21 protein-coding genes are annotated in these 18,482 nt (G+C 67.6%); 11 read left to right on the top strand and 10 right to left on the bottom strand.

The features are described 5' to 3' along the window. The first annotated feature begins 1 nt into the window (after position 1). Together hisG and hisD are read left to right on the top strand one after the other, a co-directional pair. Entirely contained in the window at positions 2 to 655 is a 654-nt protein-coding gene (gene hisG, locus EV672_RS16085) for an ATP phosphoribosyltransferase (protein WP_133611031.1), read from the top strand. A 143-nt stretch (positions 656 to 798) separates the two neighbouring features. After that, entirely contained in the window at positions 799 to 2,127 is a 1,329-nt protein-coding gene (gene hisD / locus EV672_RS16080) for a histidinol dehydrogenase (protein ID WP_133611030.1), read from the top strand. Here the strand turns inward: hisD and EV672_RS16075 are convergent. Beyond that, positions 2,114 to 3,028 carry a hypothetical protein gene (locus EV672_RS16075; protein ID WP_133611029.1) on the bottom strand — a complete coding sequence of 305 codons (915 nt, stop codon included), beginning with the start codon at positions 3,026 to 3,028 and terminating at the stop codon, positions 2,114 to 2,116. The two genes, hisD and EV672_RS16075, sit on opposite strands and share 14 nt — an antisense overlap. Continuing rightward, on the bottom strand, positions 3,025 to 3,390 hold the full coding sequence (locus tag EV672_RS16070) for a hypothetical protein (protein ID WP_133611028.1): 366 nt from the start codon (positions 3,388 to 3,390) through the stop codon (positions 3,025 to 3,027). The genes EV672_RS16075 and EV672_RS16070 overlap by 4 nt, the downstream gene beginning before the upstream one ends. A gap of 142 nt (positions 3,391 to 3,532) precedes the next feature. Here EV672_RS16070 and EV672_RS16065 point away from each other — a divergent pair, with 142 nt between their 5' ends. Continuing rightward, entirely contained in the window at positions 3,533 to 4,336 is an 804-nt protein-coding gene (locus EV672_RS16065; protein ID WP_133611027.1) for a GntR family transcriptional regulator, read from the top strand. Here EV672_RS16065 and EV672_RS16060 read toward each other — a convergent pair. Next, positions 4,320 to 5,324, bottom strand: coding sequence for a PfkB family carbohydrate kinase (locus EV672_RS16060; protein ID WP_166643612.1), 1,005 nt, complete (start codon positions 5,322 to 5,324; stop codon positions 4,320 to 4,322). The genes EV672_RS16065 and EV672_RS16060 overlap by 17 nt on opposite strands. A 76-nt stretch (positions 5,325 to 5,400) precedes the next feature. On the opposite strand from EV672_RS16060, the gene hisC reads away from it, so the two are divergent. The 6 genes from hisC (at position 5,401) to EV672_RS16030 (ending at position 10,268) form a co-directional block, all read left to right on the top strand. Then, entirely contained in the window at positions 5,401 to 6,522 is a 1,122-nt protein-coding gene (hisC, locus tag EV672_RS16055) for a histidinol-phosphate transaminase (protein WP_133611025.1), read from the top strand. Beyond that, positions 6,519 to 7,142, top strand: a complete 624-nt coding sequence (gene hisB / locus EV672_RS16050; RefSeq protein WP_133611024.1) for an imidazoleglycerol-phosphate dehydratase HisB — start codon at positions 6,519 to 6,521, stop codon at positions 7,140 to 7,142. The genes hisC and hisB overlap by 4 nt, the downstream gene beginning before the upstream one ends. A 42-nt stretch (positions 7,143 to 7,184) precedes the next feature. Then, on the top strand, positions 7,185 to 7,871 hold the full coding sequence (hisH, locus tag EV672_RS16045) for an imidazole glycerol phosphate synthase subunit HisH (RefSeq protein WP_133611023.1): 687 nt from the start codon (positions 7,185 to 7,187) through the stop codon (positions 7,869 to 7,871). Positions 7,872 to 7,991: 120 nt separating this feature from the next. Next, the gene (gene hisA, locus EV672_RS16040; RefSeq protein ID WP_133611022.1) at positions 7,992 to 8,738 is read left to right on the top strand and encodes a 1-(5-phosphoribosyl)-5-[(5-phosphoribosylamino)methylideneamino]imidazole-4-carboxamide isomerase; all 747 of its coding nucleotides are present in this window, start codon (positions 7,992 to 7,994) and stop codon (positions 8,736 to 8,738) included. Positions 8,739 to 8,751: 13 nt separating this feature from the next. Beyond that, positions 8,752 to 9,531: an imidazole glycerol phosphate synthase subunit HisF gene (gene hisF, locus EV672_RS16035; protein WP_133611021.1), complete on the top strand. Its 780-nt coding sequence runs from the start codon at positions 8,752 to 8,754 to the stop codon at positions 9,529 to 9,531. Positions 9,532 to 9,683: 152 nt separating this feature from the next. Next, positions 9,684 to 10,268 carry a CBS domain-containing protein gene (locus EV672_RS16030; RefSeq protein WP_133611020.1) on the top strand — a complete coding sequence of 195 codons (585 nt, stop codon included), beginning with the start codon at positions 9,684 to 9,686 and terminating at the stop codon, positions 10,266 to 10,268. Positions 10,269 to 10,289: 21 nt separating this feature from the next. Here the strand turns inward: EV672_RS16030 and EV672_RS16025 are convergent, their stop codons facing one another. Then, positions 10,290 to 11,039 (bottom strand): Nif3-like dinuclear metal center hexameric protein, encoded by a 750-nt coding sequence (locus tag EV672_RS16025; protein WP_424923168.1) that lies wholly within the window; start codon positions 11,037 to 11,039, stop codon positions 10,290 to 10,292. Positions 11,040 to 11,070: 31 nt separating this feature from the next. Here EV672_RS16025 and EV672_RS16020 point away from each other — a divergent pair, with 31 nt between their 5' ends. Continuing rightward, positions 11,071 to 12,243 (top strand): S1C family serine protease, encoded by a 1,173-nt coding sequence (locus tag EV672_RS16020; protein WP_133611018.1) that lies wholly within the window; start codon positions 11,071 to 11,073, stop codon positions 12,241 to 12,243. Positions 12,244 to 12,279: 36 nt separating this feature from the next. Here the strand turns inward: EV672_RS16020 and tatC are convergent, their stop codons facing one another. The 5 genes from tatC to hisI all read right to left on the bottom strand — a co-directional run bounded on the left by tatC (position 12,280) and on the right by hisI (position 14,741). Beyond that, positions 12,280 to 13,080 (bottom strand): twin-arginine translocase subunit TatC, encoded by an 801-nt coding sequence (gene tatC, locus EV672_RS16015; protein WP_133611017.1) that lies wholly within the window; start codon positions 13,078 to 13,080, stop codon positions 12,280 to 12,282. Positions 13,081 to 13,135: 55 nt separating this feature from the next. Then, entirely contained in the window at positions 13,136 to 13,609 is a 474-nt protein-coding gene (locus EV672_RS16010; protein ID WP_133611016.1) for a Sec-independent protein translocase subunit TatA/TatB, read from the bottom strand. A 67-nt stretch (positions 13,610 to 13,676) separates the two neighbouring features. Continuing rightward, on the bottom strand, positions 13,677 to 13,919 hold the full coding sequence (gene tatA / locus EV672_RS16005; RefSeq protein ID WP_133611015.1) for a Sec-independent protein translocase subunit TatA: 243 nt from the start codon (positions 13,917 to 13,919) through the stop codon (positions 13,677 to 13,679). Between the two features lie 46 nt (positions 13,920 to 13,965). Next, a complete protein-coding gene (locus tag EV672_RS16000) occupies positions 13,966 to 14,355 on the bottom strand; it encodes a phosphoribosyl-ATP diphosphatase (protein ID WP_133611014.1) in 390 nt (129 codons plus the stop codon). Then, positions 14,352 to 14,741, bottom strand: coding sequence for a phosphoribosyl-AMP cyclohydrolase (hisI, locus tag EV672_RS15995; protein WP_133611013.1), 390 nt, complete (start codon positions 14,739 to 14,741; stop codon positions 14,352 to 14,354). The genes EV672_RS16000 and hisI overlap by 4 nt, the downstream gene beginning before the upstream one ends. A 121-nt stretch (positions 14,742 to 14,862) precedes the next feature. Here hisI and pdxA point away from each other — a divergent pair, with 121 nt between their 5' ends. Next, a complete protein-coding gene (pdxA, locus tag EV672_RS15990) occupies positions 14,863 to 15,942 on the top strand; it encodes a 4-hydroxythreonine-4-phosphate dehydrogenase PdxA (protein ID WP_243738729.1) in 1,080 nt (359 codons plus the stop codon). Positions 15,943 to 15,957: 15 nt separating this feature from the next. Here the strand turns inward: pdxA and EV672_RS15985 are convergent, their stop codons facing one another. Beyond that, positions 15,958 to 18,444 carry a DUF1631 family protein gene (locus EV672_RS15985; RefSeq protein ID WP_166643611.1) on the bottom strand — a complete coding sequence of 829 codons (2,487 nt, stop codon included), beginning with the start codon at positions 18,442 to 18,444 and terminating at the stop codon, positions 15,958 to 15,960. Positions 18,445 to 18,482 lie beyond the last annotated feature (38 nt).

Below are 18,482 nucleotides of genomic sequence, written 5' to 3'. Positions count from 1 at the left end.
CATGATCACACTGGCACTCTCCAAAGGCCGCATCTTCGAAGAAACCCTGCCGCTGCTGGCCGCTGCCGGCATCCAGGTGCTCGAGGACCCGGAAAAATCCCGCAAGCTGATCCTGCCCACCAACCGCGACGACGTGCGCGTGGTGCTGGTGCGCGCCACCGACGTGCCCACCTACGTGCAGCATGGCGGCGCCGACATCGGTGTGGCCGGCAAGGACATCCTCATCGAGCACGCCGGCAGCCAGGACGGCAGCGACGGCCTGTACCAGCCGCTCGACCTGAACATCGCCAAGTGCCGCATGAGCGTGGCCGTGCGCGCCGATTTCGATTACGCCGCCGCCGTCAAGCAGGGCGCCCGCATCCGCGTGGCCACCAAGTACACGAGCATCGCGCGCGAGCACTTCGCGAACAAGGGCGTGCACGTGGACCTCATCAAGCTGTATGGCTCCATGGAGCTGGCGCCGCTGACCGGCCTGGCAGATGCCATCGTGGACCTGGTCTCCACCGGCAACACGCTCAAGGCCAACAAGCTCGTCGAGGTCGAAGAGATCATGCAGATCAGTTCGCGCCTGGTGGTCAACCAGGCCTCGCTCAAGCTCAAGCGCGAGCCCCTGCGCGCCATGATCCAGGCCTTCGAGTCCGCCATCCCGGCCTGACCCTGGGTTGAAGCCACCTTGACCTCGGCCCGGGCCTTGCCGCTCGCCCTATCGCCTCCATCATCAGATCCGATCGGCACAGGGCCCCGCGGGCCCGCGATTGCTGAGATCCTTTCGCCATCACTGCTGCCATCACCGCTGCCATGACCGCTGCAAAGCCCGTCTCCATCCGTCACCTCGCCACCGCCCAGCCCGACTTCGAGGCCGCTTTCCAGCAGGTGCTGCACTGGTCTGCCGAGACGGATTCGGCCATCGAGCAGCGCGTGGCCGACATCCTGGCCGACGTCCGCACCCGTGGCGATGCCGCGGTGCTCGACTACACGGGCCGCTTTGACCACGTCCAGGCCGCATCGATGGCCGAACTGGAGCTCACCCAGGCTGAACTGAAAGCCGCCTTCGACAGCCTGCCTGCCCTGCAGCGCGAGGCGCTCGAATCGGCCGCCCAGCGCGTGCGCGCCTACCACGAGCGGCAGAAGGAGGCCTGTGGCCTGAGCTGGCAGTACCGTGACGAAGACGGCACCTTGCTGGGCCAGAAGGTCACGCCGCTGGACCGCGTGGGCATCTACGTGCCCGGCGGCAAGGCGGCTTACCCCTCGTCGGTGCTGATGAACGCCATCCCTGCCCATGTGGCGGGTGTGGCCGAGATCATCATGGTGGTGCCCACGCCCAAAGGTGAGAAGAACCCGCTGGTGCTGGCCGCGGCCCATGTGGCCGGCGTCACCCGCGCTTTCACCATCGGTGGCGCCCAGGCCGTGGCCGCACTGGCCTACGGCACGGCCACCGTCCCGAAGGTGGACAAAATCACCGGGCCCGGCAACGCCTACGTGGCCAGTGCCAAGAAGCACGTCTTCGGCACCGTGGGCATCGACATGATCGCCGGCCCCAGCGAGATCCTGGTGCTGGCCGACGGCTCCACGCCGGCCGACTGGGTCGCCATGGACCTGTTCAGCCAGGCCGAGCACGACGAACTGGCGCAAAGCATCCTGCTGTGCCCCGACGCCGCCTACATCGCCAAAGTGCAGGCCGAAATCGACCGCCTGCTGCCCACCATGCCCCGCGCCGACATCATCCGCGCTTCGCTGGAGGGCCGTGGCGCCTTGATCCTGACGCGCAGCATGGAAGAGGCGTGCGACATCAGCAACCGCATCGCGCCCGAGCACCTGGAAGTCAGCAGCAACGAGCCGCACCGCTGGGAGCCGCTGCTCAAGCACGCCGGCGCCATCTTCCTGGGTGCCTACACCAGCGAAAGCCTGGGCGACTATTGCGCAGGCCCCAACCACGTGCTGCCCACCTCGGGCACGGCGCGGTTCTCCTCGCCGCTGGGCGTGTATGACTTCCAGAAGCGCTCCAGCCTCATCGAGGTGAGCGAGGCCGGTGCCCAGGTGTTGGGCAAAACCGCCGCGGTGCTGGCCTATGGCGAAGGCCTGCAGGCCCACGCCCAGGCGGCCGAGTTCCGCCTCAAGCGCGGTTGAATTTGGCCCGGATGGCGGCGCTGCGGCAAAGTCGCCGTTGGTTGAATAACGCTGCCAGACCCCAGCCCGTCAGCAGCGCGCTGCCCGGCTCCGGCACGGCAGATGCAAAGTCATGGCCGCTGGCACCCAGGGTGTTCAGGCCCGCCACCGATGGGGCCAGCGTGTAGCCGGCCGAGTGGTAGAAGTCCGACTCCGCGCTGCGTGCCGTCACGGCCCCTGAGCCCACATAGGCGTCTGCGAACAGCATGCCGCTGATGCTCAATGTGTGGCCCACCTGCGTGAGCAAGCTCAGGCTGTAGATGCCCGTGGCCTGTTTTTTCGCGTCCCAGCGCAGGATGGCTTCCTGGCGGCTGTCGCGGTCCACCAGCCTGGCTTCGGCGACGCCCTCGGCGCTGAGTGCCCCGCCCGATTCGAAGGCGGGTGCGCTGAGTTGACCGTCGATGCGCAAGTCCAGTCGGTACGTCACCGAGGTGCCCGCTGCCAGCCCGCCACCGCCGACCACAAGGGTGTCGAAGAAGCTGCCTTGCACAGTGCCATTGGCATAGCCGTAGGCCACGGTGTGGCCTTGCGCGTCGCAGCAGCGGGGGTAGGTGGCCGAGGCGTAGGCTTTGAGCAGGCCGATGCTGCCCAGGAAGCTCGCCGTGGCGCCCCCGCCCCCGGCCGCCGATTGGGCCTCCAGGGCGTTCAGGGTCAGTGCCTGGGGCTTTTCCTGCCAGTCGAAGGTTTGGTAATCCGACTTGCCCACATTGCCCAGGAAGTCGTTGGTGTTGGCGCGGGTGTAGGCCGTGAGCTGGTAGCTCTGCGCCGCAGCCAGGGTGGGGGTGGCCAGGATGAGCGCGCAGGCGACGCGGGCCAGGGCGGTGGTCGCGGTGACGGGCATGGCGGTGGACGCGTGACTCATGAGGCGCTCTCCTTCTGCTCGGGGCGGTGTCGGGTGGTGGTGTGGTTGTTGCTGGTGGCGTTGCCCGTGGTGTTGGTGCGGCGCTCTGCAGTCCGCCACAGCACCACCAGCCCGCCCAGCAGCAGCGCGAGCGATGCGGAATCTGCAACGGGGCGACGCGCCGGGAGGGGTGGCGTCTTGACCATGTCGCGTGGCCGAAGGGCTTGGGCGGCCGAGGTGGCGTGTGCAGCGCCAGGGGCGAGCAGGCCGATGCCAGGCGCTGCGTTCGCAAAAGTGCCCGCGGTCATCAGCAAGAGCCACAGCGCCGCGCTGCCACCCGCGAGCCGGCAGCGGCGATGCAACATCATTGGAAAGCGGCGCATGGACATCCAAAAAGATACCAATCAGAGTCCAATAATCTAGCGTGCCGCCGCGCTGGTGCCAGCCCCCTAGAACGTGGGGTGTCGCTCGCGCGGCCTCGGCTACCATGGCCTGACGTTTTGCCTCCTGCCGTCCCGCCGCCGCATGCGATCCCGCCCAGATCCGCTCACGCCAGACCCCGTCCCCGCGCCCGTCCCCGTCCTCGAAGACGTTTTCGACCTGGTGCGCCTGGACCAGGCCAGCTCCCGACCGCTCTACCTGCAGCTCACCGAGCAACTGCGCACCCTGATCGACGCCGGCGCCTTGGCATCCGGCCAAAACCTGCCGGCCGAACGCGTGCTGGCCGAGCGGCTCAAGGTCAGCCGCACCACGGTCAAGCATTGCTACGACGAGCTGCGCAGCCTCAGCGTGCTGTCCACCCATGGCCGCGGCGGCACGGTGGTGCATGCGCCGCCGCGCTTGTCGCCCGAGTTGCGCCAGCTCAAAGGCTTCACCCAGGAAATGCGCGAGCTGGGGATGACGCCAAGCTCCCGCCTGCTGGAGCGCGCCGTCGTGCAGGACCGCACCATGGCCTCGGTGTTCAAGCGCCCCTCCACTGCCAGCTTCCTGCGCGTGGTGCGCCTGCGCCTGGCCGACGACTGCCCCATGTCGCGCGAGGTCGCTTGGTACGACCTCACCCTGGCGCCCGCGCTGGAAGGCTGGGACACCCATGGCTCGGTCTATGCCTACCTGCAGGACGTCTGCCGCATCCGCATGGGCCATGCCGACCAGAGCATCGAAGCCGTCATGAGCAGCGAGGCGGAAGCCAGCGTGTTCGGTTTCGACCAGCCCGGGCCCTGCTTGCTGTTCAAGCGCCACACCTACTCGACCCACCAGCAACTGGTCGAATACGTGGAGGGCACTTTCCGTGGCGACGCCTACGCCTACCGGCTCAAGATGCCGGCCTGATCGCTGCCAGTGTGCGGACCTCGTGCTCCGGGCGGCCCGACGTGAATTGCGCCAGCGTGGCTCGCGAGGGCAGGGCGTCCAGTACCCCGGCGCAGGACGCCATCAGCGCGCCACAGGCGGTGGCTTGCCGCAGGGCCGCGGCCAGCACCGCGCTGTCGTTCTCCCAGCCCTGGCCCAGCGCCACGATCAGCCCGCTGGCGAAGGCGTCGCCCGCGCCCAGGGTGTCGATGGCGTCCACCGCATGGGCCGGGCACAGCCGCGGCGACCGATCCGGTGCGAAGGCGATGCTGCCGCGGTGGCCGGCTGTCACCACGAGCAGGCGACCTGGCCAGCGCGACCAGAGTGCGACCACCGGGCTGAGCATGGCTTGCGCCAGCGCCGCCAGATCACCGTCGGCGGGCAAGGGCGTGCCCAGCAGCTGGACGGCTTCGATTTCGTTGACCAGCAGCACCTGCGTGAGCACCAGCAGCGCATCCGGAATGGCCTGCCACGGCGAGGGGTTGAGCAGGGTCGGCACACCCGCAGCCTGCGCCAGTTCGAAGCAGCGCTGCACGGCGGGCAGGGCGGTCTCGAACTGGCCATAGACCCAGTCGGACGCGGCGATGTCGGCCTGCGCCAGCTCGGCATGCGCGGCGTCCAGCAGCAGGTTGGGGCCGGCGAACACCGCGCCGCAGTTCTGGCCCTGCCCGCCTTGCTCGATGAAGCCCATGCCCATGCCCGAGACCTCGGCCAGGCGGTGCACGTGGGTGTCGGGGATGCCGTGCGCGCGCAGCAACGCGACCAAGCCATCGCCCGGTGCGTCCCGCCCGATGCCCAGCAGCGCGCGCACCTCGGCCCCCAGGCGTCGGCAGCCCAGGGTCACATTCAGCCCTTTGCCGCCGGCCTCGCTGTGCGTGCCGCTGGCCAGGACGATCTCGCCGGGACGCGGCAGTTGCGGCACGCGGGCGCAGGTCACCTGGAGGAAATTCGCTGCGGCGAAAACTTGCATGGGGCCCCTTGGGTCTCTCTGTGGCTGCTCGGCGTCGCCAAGTCTGACATGGGATAATCGTTGCTCCGTCGCGCCTGTGCCATCCATGAGTTCCGAGTCCAACCTGTTGAGCGTTTTCCGCCCTGACGTCCGTGCCATGCACGCCTACCACGTGCAGGATGCCGCCGGCTTCGTCAAGCTCGACGCCATGGAGAACCCCTTTGCCCTGCCGCCCGCGCTGCAGGATGCCCTGGGTGCGCGGCTGGCCAGGGTGGCGCTGAACCGCTACCCCGGCACGCGCATCAACGACCTGCATGCCGCCCTGCGCGCCCATGCCGGCATCCCTGCGGACATGGGACTGGTGCTGGGCAATGGCTCCGACGAGCTCATCAGCCTGCTGTCGGTGGCCTGTGCCCAGCCGGGCGCAACGGTGCTGGCACCGGTTCCTGGCTTTGTGATGTACGCCATGTCGGCGCAACTGGCCGGCCTGCGCTTCGTCGGCGTGCCACTGACGCCTGATTTCGAGCTGGACGCCGCCGCCATGGTCGCGGCCGTGCGCGAACACCGCCCCGCCATCACCTACATCGCCTATCCCAACAACCCCACGGCCAACCTCTGGGACGACGCTGCCATCGAGCAGGTCGTGCAGGCGGTGGGCGAGGCCGGTTGTGGTCTGGTCGTCATCGACGAGGCCTACCAGCCCTTCGCCAGCCGGTCCTACCTCGGTCGTCTGGCGCAGCGCCCGCACGTGCTGCTGATGCGCACCCTCTCGAAGTTCGGCCTGGCCGGTGTCCGCCTGGGCTACATGATGGGCCGCGCCGACCTCATCGCGCAGGTGGACAAGGTCCGCCCGCCCTACAACATCAGCGTGCTCAACACCGAGGCGGCCTTGTTCGCGCTCGAACACGCCGACGAATTCGACCGCCAGGCTGCCACCATCAAGGCCGAGCGCGAGCGCCTGATGGCCGCGCTGGCCGCCATGCCCGGCGCCCGCGCCTACCCCAGCCAGGCCAACATGGTCCTGGTGCGCGTGGGCGATGCGGCCGGCGTGTTCGCGGCGCTCAAGGCACGTGGCATCCTGATCAAAAATGTCGCAGGCCTGCACGAATTGCTGGCAAACTGCATCCGATTGACCGTCGGAACCCCCTCGGAAAACGACGCCCTCATCGCGGCGCTTTCCGACCTCCTGCGCGAACCCCTGACCCCCTCTCAAGCATGAACGCCCCCGACACGGCGCAAGCCATTGGTGCCGACCGCACGGCCGAAGTCACCCGCCACACCGCGGAAACCCAGATCACCGTGCGCATCAACCTCGATGGCACGGGCGCGGCCAAGCTGCACACCGGCATCGGCTTCTTCGACCACATGCTCGACCAGATCGCCCGCCATGGGCTGATCGACCTCGACATCCACGCCGTGGGCGACCTGCACATCGACGGCCACCACACCGTGGAAGATGTCGGCATCACCCTGGGCCAGGCTTTCGCCAAAGCCGTGGGCGACAAGAAAGGCATCCGCCGCTATGGCCATGCCTACGTGCCGCTCGACGAAGCGCTGTCGCGCGTGGTGGTCGATTTCTCCGGTCGCCCTGGGCTGACGCAGCACATCGCTTTCACCTCGGGCAGCATCGGCGGCCTCGACACGCAATTGGTCTTCGAGTTCTTCCAGGGCTTCGTCAACCACGCTGGCGTCACCCTGCACATCGACAACCTGCGCGGGGTCAACGCCCACCACCAGTGCGAAACCGTGTTCAAGGCCTTTGCGCGCGCACTGCGTGCCGCCCTGGAGCGCGACCCCCGCATGGCCGGCGTCATCCCGTCCACCAAGGGTTCTCTGTGACCTGCACGAGCTGGCGCGCCCCGTGTGGCGCGCGGTGAAACCATGAGCCAGAACTCGATCGTCGCCGTCATCGACTACGGCATGGGCAACCTGCGTTCCGTGTGGCAGGCGGTGGCACACGCCGCCCAGGGCCTGAACGTGGACGTCCGCGTCACCAACGACCCCACCGTGGTGCATGCCGCCGAGCGCGTCGTGCTGCCCGGCCAGGGCGCCATGCGCGACTGCATGCGCGAGTTGCGCGAGGCCCATGCCGGCGAGCTGTTCGGTGCCGTGCTGCACGCGGCCGTGCACAAGCCGCTGATGGGCGTGTGCGTGGGCATGCAGATGCTGCTCGACCACTCCGAAGAGCAAGACACCCCGGGCCTGGGCCTCATCCCCGGGCAGGTGCGCAAATTCCGCCTCGACGGCATGACCCAGCCCGATGGCAGCCGCTACAAAGTGCCGCAGATGGGCTGGAACCGCGTCAGCCAGACGCGCCATGCCGACCTGCACGGTGGCCAGCCCCATCCGGTGTGGGCTGGCATCCCCGACGACAGCTACTTTTACTTCGTGCACAGCTTCCACGCACATGTGGACAATCCCCAACACAGCGCAGGCGAAACCGAGTACGGTGTCCGCTTTACCAGTGTGGTGGCACGGGATAACATTTTCGCCACGCAATTCCACCCGGAAAAAAGTGCCGAACACGGCCTCGCCCTGTACCGCAACTTCCTGCTCTGGCGGCCTTGAGCAGGGCCGGCAACCTGTGGACCCGCGCGGGCTCACAGGCCAGGCCGGCACCGCCGCCAACCTCCCGCGCCTGGTTCGCCAGACGCCTTGCCCACCGACCCACCGACCCGCATTCCAGCCATGCTGCTGATCCCCGCCATTGACCTGAAAGACGGCAAATGTGTTCGCCTCAAGCAGGGCGACATGAACGACTCCACCACCTTCGGTGAAGATCCCGCGGCCATGGCCCGACGCTGGCTGAACGCGGGCGCGCGCCGACTGCACCTGGTGGACCTCAACGGCGCCTTCGCGGGCAAGCCGGTCAACGAGGCGGCCATCAAGGCCATCATCAAGGAAGTCGGCGACGAGATCCCCGTGCAACTCGGCGGCGGCATCCGCGACCTCGACACCATCGAGCGCTACCTCGACGATGGCCTGAGCTACGTGATCATCGGCACGGCCGCGGTCAAGAACCCTGGCTTCCTGAAAGACGCCTGCACCGCCTTCGGTGGCCACATCATCGTCGGCCTGGACGCCAAGGACGGCAAGGTCGCCACCGACGGCTGGAGCAAGCTCTCCGGCCACGAGGTCATCGACCTGGCCAAGAAATTCGAAGACTACGGCGTTGAAGGCGTGATCTACACCGACATCGGCCGTGACGGCATGCTCTCGGGCGTGAACATCGAAGCCACCGTCAAGTTGGCCCAGGCCCTGACCGTGCCCGTGATCGCCTCGGGCGGCCTGTCCAACATCGCCAACATCGAAGCGCTGTGCGCGGTCGAGCCCGAAGGCGTGGAAGGTGTGATCTGCGGTCGCGCCATCTACACCGGCGACCTGGATTTCGCCGCAGCGCAAAAGCGCGCCGACGAACTCAACGGCAAAGCCTGAGGCGGACGCGCACGTGCTGGCCAAACGCATCATCCCCTGCCTGGACGTGACCGGCGGTCGCGTCGTCAAGGGCGTGAATTTCGTCGAACTGCGTGACGCCGGTGACCCGGTGGAAATCGCTGCCCGCTACAACGAGCAGGGCGCCGACGAGCTCACCTTCCTGGACATCACCGCCACCAGCGATGGTCGCGACCTGATCCTGCACATCATCGAAGCGGTGGCCTCGCAGGTCTTCATCCCGCTGACGGTGGGCGGCGGGGTGCGCGTCGTGGAGGACGTGCGCCGCCTGCTCAATGCCGGCGCGGACAAGGTCAGCTTCAATTCGGCGGCGATCTCCAACCCGCAGGTGATCCGCGATGCGTCCGAGAAATACGGTTCGCAGTGCATCGTCGTGGCCATCGACGCGAAGAAGCGCCAGGGCGATGACCTGGTCGCCAAGGGGCCGGGCTGGGACGTCTACAGCCATGGTGGCCGCAAGAACACCGGCCTGGACGCCGTGGCCTGGGCCGCGCAGATGGCCGAGCACGGCGCCGGCGAGATCCTGCTGACCAGCATGGACCGCGATGGCACCAAGTCGGGCTTCGACCTCGCCCTGACCCGTGCCGTCAGCGATGCCGTGGGCGTGCCCGTGATTGCCTCGGGCGGTGTCGGCAACCTCGATCACCTCGCCGATGGCGTGCAGCAAGGCGGCGCCGATGCGGTGCTGGCGGCCAGCATCTTCCATTACGGCGAGTACACCGTGGCCCAGGCCAAGGCCGTGATGGCCGCGCGTGGCATCCCGGTGCGCCTCTGAAGCACAGCTTGCATGCGCCTGGCACTTCAGGCCATGTGAAGCAAGCGTGAATTCCATCGCACCCATGGCGTGAGGGGCATCGCGGCGCAGGCGCACAGACGCCTTGCGCAGGCGTAACCTGTGTTTGTGCAACACAGCGAAAGGAGTGCAACATGCCCCAACGCCATGGCCACAAGCCCCTGCCTCTTCAGGCCCTCCGGCTGGCGCCTCGCCTGCCCAAGGTGCAGCGCGCCGCCCGGGCCCACGATCCGGCCCTCAGCCTGCTCACCGACCTGCACCACAGCCCCTGTGTGGTTGCCAGTCACCGCGATGGCCTGGACGCCACCTTGCACCTCATGATGCGCGCTGGCGTGCGCATGGTGTTCGTCTCGGGCGCCGATGGCGAACTGGCGGGCATGGTCACGGCCGAAGACATCCAGGGAGAGCGCCCCGTGCAACGGGCCTCACACCACCACGTGCCGCACAGTGAGCTCACGCTGGCCGACATCATGACCCCGGTCACGCACTGGGATACGGTGGACCTGGCCGATGTGCGCACTGCCCACCTGGGCGACATCGCGGCCACCTTGCAGGAAAACGGTCTGCGATACCTGCTGGTCACGCAGCGCAAGGACGGCGGCACGGTGCTGCGCGGTTTGTTCTCGGCGCGCCGGCTGGAGATGGCCATGAACACGACCATCGAGCCCGACCTGCACTCGCGCAGCTTCGCCGAACTGGAGCAGGTGTTGGCGCACTGAGGCCGCTGCCTCAAGCCGTGGTCAAGCAGGGTTGGGCACGTCGATGAAGGTGTGCGCCAGGCCCATGCGCGCGGCCAGGTGGTCACCGATCGCCTGCACGCCATAGCGCTCGCTCGCGTGGTGACCGCAGGCCAGGAAGGCCACACCGGTTTCCCGCGCGTGATGTGCTTGGGGTTCCGAGATCTCGCCCGTCAGGAAGAGGTCGGCACCCGCGGCAATGGCCTGCTCGAAGTGGCCCTGCGCGCCACCGCTGCACCACGCCGCACGCCGCAGCACACGGCCATCGCCCGGCACCACCACCGGCTCACGGCCCATGGTCTGGGCGATGTGCGCGGTCAGGCCGTCGAGCGTGAGCCCGGCCGGTGTGGGGCCGATGAAGCCCAGGTCCTGCTCGCCGAAGCGGCCATCTGCCACCAGGCCCAGGCGCTGCCCCCATTGGGCGTTGTTGCCCAGCGAGCCATGCGCGTCCAGCGGCAGGTGGTAGGCCAGCAGGTTGATGTTGTGCTCGATGAGGCGCCCCAGGCGCTGGCGCATCCAGCCCGTCACCCGGCCATCCTGGCCACGCCAGAACAGGCCGTGGTGCACGACGATGGCGTCGGCACCTTGCGCGATGGCCGCATCGATCAGGGCCAGGCTGGCTGTCACACCGGTGACGACCTTGCGGACCTGCGCGCGCCCCTCCACCTGCAGGCCATTCGGCCCATAATCCTTGAAACGGTCCACTTCCAGCAAGGCTTGGAGGTGCGACACCAGAGCTTCTCTTTCGATCACGACAGGCCCTTTCTCGGCGATTGACGTCCACATGCGCAAAACCTGGCTGATGTTCTCACAGGCGGTGACGGTCGCCGTCGCGGTGCTGTTCGTGGTGTCCACGTTCAAGCCGCAATGGATCCTGAACATGACGTGGCGCAAGTCGCTGCCCGACGCCACCGTGTCGGTGGTCAGCGCGCCAGCCGGCAAAGGGCGCGTGGCAGGGCAGGGCTTCAGCGAAGCGGCCCGGGTGGCTGCGCCCACCGTGGTCAGCGTCTTCACCAACAACTCCAGCGCGCAGAACCCGCACCGCAACGACCCGTGGTTCAAGTACTTCTATGGTGAGCAGGGCCAGCAACCCCAGTCGGGCATCGGCTCCGGCGTGATCGTCTCGCCCGAGGGCTATGTGCTGACCAACAACCACGTCGTGGAACGCATGGACGACATCGAGGTCATGCTGACCGACGGACGCCATGCCAAGGCCAAGGTCATCGGCACCGACCCTGACACCGATCTGGCCGTGCTCAAAATCGACCTGGAACGCCTGCCCGCCATCACCCTGGGCAATTCCGAGACACTTCAGGTGGGCGATTCGGTGCTGGCCATTGGCAACCCCTTTGGCGTCGGCCAGACCGTCACCGGCGGCATCGTCAGTGCGCTGGGCCGCAACCAACTGGGCATCAACACGTTTGAGAACTTCATCCAGACCGATGCGGCCATCAACCCGGGCAACTCGGGCGGTGCGCTGGTTGACGCCAGCGGCAACCTCATCGGCATCAACAGCGCCATCTACTCGCGCTCGGGCGGCAACATGGGCATTGGCTTCGCCATCCCCGTGTCCACGGCTCGTCAGGTGATGGACAGCCTGATCCGCGATGGACAGGTCACCCGCGGCTGGATCGGTGTGGAGCCGCGCGACCTCTCACCCGAGATCGCCGAGACCTTCAACCTGAAAACGCGCGATGGTGTGCTGATCACCGGTGTGTTGCGCAATGGCCCGGCGGCACTCGGCGGGCTCAAACCCGGCGATGTGGTCACCACGGTGGGCGCGGTCAGTGTGGGCAGCACCGCGCAACTGCTCAATGCCGTGGCCGCGCTCAAACCGGGAGAGCCGGCTCAGATCCGCGTGCAGCGCGGCGAAGAACAATTGACCGTGACGGTGGTGACCGCCCGCCGCCCGAAGGCCAGCGCCAAGGCCCGCGAAGAGGACGACGATGGGCAGTGATCGCGCTGTGACCTGGCAGCGCAAGGTCGATGGCGCTCAGGGCGCCGCGGTGCTGTCTTCCTGCGGGGCTTGCGTGTGCTTGACGAACAGCTGCGCTGCCCAGATGCCGACTTCGTACAGCAGGCACATCGGGATGGCCAAAGCCAGTTGCGAGACCACATCCGGTGGCGTGACCACCGCGGCCACCACGAAGGCGATCACGATGAAGTAGCTGCGGAAGTCCCGGAGTTTTTCCACCGTCACCATGCCCATGCGCACGAGGATGACCAGCACCACCGGCACCTCGAAGGCGGCACCGAATGCGATGAACATGTTGAGCACAAAGCTGAGGTAGGCCTCGATGTCAGGTGCGGCCGTGATGCTCTTGGGCGCGAAGTTCTGGATGAAGGTGAAAACCTTGCCGAACACGAAAAAGTAGCAGAAGGCCACGCCGGTGAAGAACAGCACCGTGCTGGAGATGATCAGGGGCATCACCAGGCGTTTCTCGTGCGCGTACAGCCCCGGCGCCACAAAGGCCCAGACCTGGTAGAGCACCACAGGCAGCGCCAGCATGAACGCGGCCAGCATCGTCACCTTGACTGGCACCATGAAGGGCGAGATCGGGTTGGTGGCGATCAGCGTGGCGCCCTTGGGCAGGTGCTCGATCAGGGGCATGGCCAGCAGGTCGTAGAGACCGGCGGGCGAGGGGTAGATGGCCAGAGCGATGAAGGCCACACCGATGGCGATGACGGCGCGGATCAGCCGGTCGCGCAATTCCACCAAGTGGCTGACGAAGGGTTGTTCGCTGCCGTCCGGGCGGTTGGGGTCGGTGCCATGGTCGGGGGTCGGGTCGGTCACGTGGGGCGATCTCAGGGGCAACCGGCTGGGACGGTGGTTGTGGGGGATGGGGGCATCACCGCGGACGGAAGCGCGCCACGCGGGCGGCACCCGATTGCACGTGGCGACGCACACCTTGGCGCTGCTTGTACCACAGCGGTGTGGCGCTCCGCTTGAGCCGCCAGTTCTTGCGCAAGGGCGTGCCAATGGCGTGGTAAGACGGCGTGGGCAAGTCGTTGTAAAAGCTGGTGCTGCTGCCGGCCTCGCCATTGGCCGCCGTGCCGTCGAGGGCCGACTGGGCATCGTGCAGGCCAGCTTGCACCGAGTGGCCCAGGTCATGCGCGGCCGTCTCCAGCCCTTGCTTGACCTTCTGGAGTTCTTCCAGTTCGATGGAGCGGTTGACCTCGCTTTGCACCTGCGACACGTAGCGCTGCGCCTTGCCCAGCAGCACGCCGACGGTTTTGGCCACGCGCGGCAGGCGCTCCGGCCCGATCACGATCAGCGCCACCGCGCCAATCAGGGCGAGCTTGTCGATGCCGAAGTCGATCATGGCTGGTTCGCCTCCATGGTCGCTGCGCTGTTCGATGGCGCCAGGGCAGGGCGCGTCACCGACGGCATCAGGACTTGGTCTTGCTGTCAACGTCCACGGTGTTGGCGTCACGGCGAGCGGCTTCGTTGACCACCTGCTGCGGCGCCGGCGATGCGTCAGCGGTGGTTGTCCCGCCTTCCTTCATGCCGTCCTTGAAGCCCTTGACGGCCGACCCCAGGTCGCTGCCGACGTTTTTGAGCTTCTTGGTGCCAAAGACCATCACCACGATGACCAGCACGATCAACCAGTGCCAAATGCTGAACGATCCCATTTTTCTCTCCAGGCGGGCTCACAAGCCCAAAATCACGGTTTGCAAATCACGGTTTGCCTTGGGGCCCCGACCCATTGGGGGCGGCCGGGCGCGAGGCGAATTCTTCCAGACCCGACAGACCTTCGCGTCGGGCCAGCTCATTGACCACGTCGGCAGGGCTGAGACCGAGGTGCGACAGGGCGACCATGCTGTGGAACCACAGGTCGGCAAATTCGCCCACCGCGGCCTGGCGGTGCTCGGCCGAGGCCTGCGCGGCCAAGTCCTTGCCGGCCATGACGGCTTCCACGGCCTCCTCGCCCACCTTTTTCAGGATGGTGTCGGTGCCTTTGTGGAACAGGCGTGCCACGTAGCTGGTGGCCGGGTCGCCGCCTTTGCGCGACTCGATCACCTCGGCCAGCCGGGCCAGCACGTCATGTGTGGATGCGTCGCGGGTCATGTGTAAATCTGTGTCGGGTCCTTGATGACGGCGTCCACCGTCACCCACTGCCCATTGTCGTACTTCTGGAAGAAGCAGCTGTGACGGCCGGTGTGGCAAGCGATGCCGGGTTCGTGGCCGGTTTGCGTCACGCGCAACAGGATGACGTCGGCGTCGCAGTCCAGGCGGATGGCGTGCACCTTCTGGATGTGGCCCGACTCTTCGCCCTTGTGCCACAGCTTGTTGCGCGAACGGCTGAAATACACCGCCTCGCCGGTTTCGGCCGTGCGCGCCAAAGCCTCCCGGTTCATCCAGGCCACCATCAGCACGTCGCCGGTGCTGTCTTCCTGGGCGATGGCAGGCACCAGCCCGCGGTCGTCCCATTTCACGTCGTCCAACCAAGTCATGGTGACAGTGTAGCAATCGGTGCGCCAGGACCGTGCGCGCCAGACCCCTCGGAGGGTGGGGTGCGGCCAGTTGGGGGGAGAATCGTCCGCTGGATTGACTTTTTGCTCTCCGCGCCTGCCCATGACCACCGCCCTGTCCCATGCCCACGCAACCCCTGTGACCGGGGCGCCTCGCCTGGCCTTGACCATGGGCGATGCCTGTGGTGTCGGCCCGGAAATCATCGCGCGCTGGTGGGGGCAGGGTGCGCACGCCGCTGCGGTGGTGGGTTGCCCACAGGTCATGCAGAGGGCGACCGATTGCCTGCCGGTCGGTGATCGCCCCAAGGTGGTGCATCTGGCGTCCTGGGGGGATGGTGGTGCGTTGCCGGCTGGCCACATGGGCGTGTGGTCGCCGCCCGGGCTGCCCGCCGATCTGATCGAGGCCCCCTGGGGTCAGGTGGACCGCCGCGCCGGCGTGGCCGCAGCGGCGTGCATCCGTGCCGCGGTCCGCTTGGCGCAGTCTGGTAGTGCCGCGGGCATCGTCACGGCGCCGCTGCACAAGGAAGCCCTGGCCCTGGCGGGTGAGCCCTACCCGGGGCACACCGAGCTGCTGCAGGCCGAGGGCACGCCGCCGGGGCAGCCCATCGCGCCGGTGCGCATGATGCTGGCCAACCCGCAACTCAAGACGGTGCTCGTGACCATCCACGTCTCGCTGCGGCAGGCCATCGAGCAGGTCACTTTCGACGCCGTGCTGGAGACCCTGCGCATCACCCACCGCAGCGCGCAGCTCTGGGGGCAGCCGCGGGCGCGCATCGGTGTGGCCGGCTTGAATCCCCACGCCGGCGAGGGCGGCTTGTTCGGCGACGAGGAGCTGCGCATCATCGGCCCGGCCATCGACGCGGCGCGCGCAGAGGGCATCGACGCATCGGGCCCGTGGGCGCCTGACACCGTCTTCATGCGCGCGCGCCACGCACCACCCGAGCACACCGGCGAGTTCGATGTGGTGATCGCGATGTACCACGACCAGGGGCTGATCCCCGTGAAGTACTTGGGCCTGGACCAGGGCGTGAACGTGACGCTGGGCCTGCCCTTCGTGCGCACCAGCCCCGACCATGGCACGGCCTTCGATCTGGCCGGCACCGGTCGCGCCGATGCGTCCAGTTTTGCTCAGGCGGTCGAGATGGCCCGCCTGCTGCTGGCGGGCAGGGGCGTGCGGGTGTGATGGCTGGTCACGGCCTCAGGCTGCCGTGCGCGTCCGTGCGTCGGCGCTGAGGGCGGCCAACTGGCGGCGTGCGCGCACCGTGGCGCGCTCGATCAACTCGGACTGCTCGAAGGCCTTGAAGCGGTTGCTTTCGCACATCTTGGCCAGCGTGCGGGCCGTCAGCGAGATGGTCTGCTTGTGCGTGTTGCCATGCGTGAAGATGAAGAAGTTGCGGCCTTCGCTGATCCAGGTCAGGCGCACTTTTTTCCACTGACCCTGCATGTGCATCTGGTAGGCCGTGCCCTTCTGGATGTGGTGCACGAGCTGGGCGCCAGCGGCGGGCAGCGGCGGCGCGTCCAGGTTGATGTCGATCTCGCTCAGGGAGGGGTCAGGCTCACCGGGCAGGTTGAGGTCGATGTCCAGTTTGGCTTCCTGCGCCACCACGGCTTCGGGCACAAAGCCCGCCTGCTGGATTTCCTCGCGGCTGAGCGCCGTCACCACCGTCAGCGTGGGCGCAGCCGACAGGTCGGCCAGCGGCGCCGGCAGCGGGTCGTTGGCCGCTTCTTCCCGGCTCGGGATGGCGATCTGCTCGACCTTGTTCAGCCGCTGCTCCAGCATGCGCTGGGTCAGGTCATGGTGCGGCGCGGTTTTCAGGCACTCGGCGTGGGCGGGCAGCAACTGGGCGAAGAAGGCCTGCTTGGCTTCTTCTGGCCACTGGATCAGGCCCAGGCCTTCGTTGATGTCGCGCATCAGCTGCGGCAGCGTCAGCAAGAAGGCCTTGCGCAGTTGCGGATGCCCTTTAGGCTGCACGCTGAGCGCCAGTTCGTGCCCTGCTTTCTTCATGCGCAGCGAGAACGGTGACCCAGCGCCATCGCGCGCCGAAGCCATCACCTGGACCTGGCTCCAGATCTGGGTGATGAAGTCCCGCACGAAAGTGGGCAGTTCGATGTCGGCCAGCTCGCGCTGCAGGATCTGCATGTAGCGCTGCTGCACCCGCAGGTCGGCCTCCTTGCCGCTGAGGAGGGCGGCGACGGCGGCGTGTTCGGCCGCATCGCGTGTGCTCTCCGTGTCGATGAAGGACTCCAGCTCGCCGAGCTTGGACTCGTACACCGACATGTTGTCGAAGTCACCATCGACGATGGCGTTGACCAGCGCCGTGACGCGCTCCAGGCAGGCCAGGCCTGGGCCCTGTTCGTAATCGTCGAAGGATGCCGACAGCGTTGCCACGCGGTTCACGAAGCGCCGCACCGGGTGTTTGCGTGAATTGAAGAAGCTCATGTCGCCGAGCGCGACGCGCAGCACCGGCATCTGCAGTCGGGCGATCTGGCGGGCCATCTGCGGCGCCACCTTCGGGTCGGACAAGACCTGGTCGAACAGCGCCGCCACGATGTCGATGACCATCTGGTCGAGTGCTGCGCCGCCGGTGGCCTGGACGAGCTCCTCGCGGTGCGCCCGGATCAGGTTGGGGGCCATCAAGGGGCCGGCAAAGCCTGCCGAAGCGGCCATGCCTTCTGCCGCGCCGCCGGCATCTCCGAACCACGGCACCTGCGCGGACTGAATCGCAATGCGACGCAGCAGGTGCTGGAAGTCTGCACGGGCGGCCTGGGCGGTCGGGCCGTGGCCGAGGCCGTCGGCCTGGCTGCTCAGGAAGCTGCCCTCCATGCCCATGGGGGCCGTGGGCAGGTGCATGCCGAACATGTGGCCCAGCGCCTGGGCTGCGCGCTGGTGGGCCTGCGCTTCGGCCTGGCCAAAGCCGCTGCGAGGCGCGCCCATCGCGCCGGGCAGGGTGGCGGCGAATGCGCCGGGCTTGCTGCCCAGCGGTCCGAAATCAGAGTGCAGTCCGCCCGCCGCCGAGGGGCTGAAGGCGCCATGCCCGCTGGACGTGCCGCGGCTGCGGTTCACCGACATGCCCTGCGCCTGGATGCCGCGCTGGCGCATGTCCTGAACGATCAGGCCGTAGGTCGTGTTGAGCTCGGGGCCCAGCACCCGCCCCATCTGCCCCGCCAGGGTGAGGCAGGTGTCTTCGTCGCACTCGGCGCTGGCCAGGGCTTCGAGCAGGGCTTTCGCCACGGCCTGGGGGCGCAGCGGGTTGCTGTCGGCACTCGCGTCCTTGAGCAGGGTTGCGATGTGCGCGAACAGGGATTTGAGGTGCTCCTCGCAATCCTGCGTGAGGGTCTGCGCCAGCCGGTCGGCCCACACGCCGCGCTCGACTTCCTGGTTGTCCACCAGGGAAAGAGCGTCCCAGTCCAGCTCACCCTTGGGCGCCGGTTTGCCGTCCTGGTCAGGGCTGTGGTGCTTGTCGATCTGTGCCTGCAGCTCGCGCTGGAAGGCCTGCAGGATGCGGCCTGACTTCAGCTTGAGCTCGCGCTCGCAGGTCATCAGCTGTTGGCGGGCCTGATTGCTCGTGGCTGCCAGGGCCAGGGGGCCAAGTTGCACAAGCGCTTTCTCGACGGCCGCCGACACCGCCGCCTGGATGCGGCTGGCGGCTGCATGCAAAACAGGGTCGAGTCGGGGGTCGTTCACGGCGCCGGTCCAGTCAGGTGCATCGGGTGAGGGGAGGC

The organism is Aquabacterium commune (genome assembly GCF_004362855.1).
Lineage (GTDB): Bacteria > Pseudomonadota > Gammaproteobacteria > Burkholderiales > Burkholderiaceae_C > Aquabacterium > Aquabacterium commune.
The sequence above is the reverse complement of the archived record's forward strand: the minus strand, read 5'-3'. Positions and strand labels throughout refer to the sequence as shown.

What these genes read in the sequence shown, in the direction of transcription:
- hisG (WP_133611031.1), top strand. Translation starts at nt 2, where the DNA reads ATGATCACACTGGCACTCTCCAAAGGCCGCATCTTCGAAGAAACCCTG.
- hisD (WP_133611030.1), top strand. Translation starts at nt 799, where the DNA reads ATGACCGCTGCAAAGCCCGTCTCCATCCGTCACCTCGCCACCGCCCAG.
- EV672_RS16075 (WP_133611029.1), bottom strand. Translation starts at nt 3,028, where the DNA reads ATGAGTCACGCGTCCACCGCCATGCCCGTCACCGCGACCACCGCCCTG.
- EV672_RS16070 (WP_133611028.1), bottom strand. Translation starts at nt 3,390, where the DNA reads ATGCGCCGCTTTCCAATGATGTTGCATCGCCGCTGCCGGCTCGCGGGT.
- EV672_RS16065 (WP_133611027.1), top strand. Translation starts at nt 3,533, where the DNA reads ATGCGATCCCGCCCAGATCCGCTCACGCCAGACCCCGTCCCCGCGCCC.
- EV672_RS16060 (WP_166643612.1), bottom strand. Translation starts at nt 5,324, where the DNA reads ATGCAAGTTTTCGCCGCAGCGAATTTCCTCCAGGTGACCTGCGCCCGC.
- hisB (WP_133611024.1), top strand. Translation starts at nt 6,519, where the DNA reads ATGAACGCCCCCGACACGGCGCAAGCCATTGGTGCCGACCGCACGGCC.
- hisH (WP_133611023.1), top strand. Translation starts at nt 7,185, where the DNA reads ATGAGCCAGAACTCGATCGTCGCCGTCATCGACTACGGCATGGGCAAC.
- hisA (WP_133611022.1), top strand. Translation starts at nt 7,992, where the DNA reads ATGCTGCTGATCCCCGCCATTGACCTGAAAGACGGCAAATGTGTTCGC.
- EV672_RS16030 (WP_133611020.1), top strand. Translation starts at nt 9,684, where the DNA reads ATGCCCCAACGCCATGGCCACAAGCCCCTGCCTCTTCAGGCCCTCCGG.
- EV672_RS16020 (WP_133611018.1), top strand. Translation starts at nt 11,071, where the DNA reads ATGCGCAAAACCTGGCTGATGTTCTCACAGGCGGTGACGGTCGCCGTC.
- EV672_RS16010 (WP_133611016.1), bottom strand. Translation starts at nt 13,609, where the DNA reads ATGATCGACTTCGGCATCGACAAGCTCGCCCTGATTGGCGCGGTGGCG.
- tatA (WP_133611015.1), bottom strand. Translation starts at nt 13,919, where the DNA reads ATGGGATCGTTCAGCATTTGGCACTGGTTGATCGTGCTGGTCATCGTG.
- EV672_RS16000 (WP_133611014.1), bottom strand. Translation starts at nt 14,355, where the DNA reads ATGACCCGCGACGCATCCACACATGACGTGCTGGCCCGGCTGGCCGAG.
- hisI (WP_133611013.1), bottom strand. Translation starts at nt 14,741, where the DNA reads ATGACTTGGTTGGACGACGTGAAATGGGACGACCGCGGGCTGGTGCCT.
- pdxA (WP_243738729.1), top strand. Translation starts at nt 14,863, where the DNA reads ATGACCACCGCCCTGTCCCATGCCCACGCAACCCCTGTGACCGGGGCG.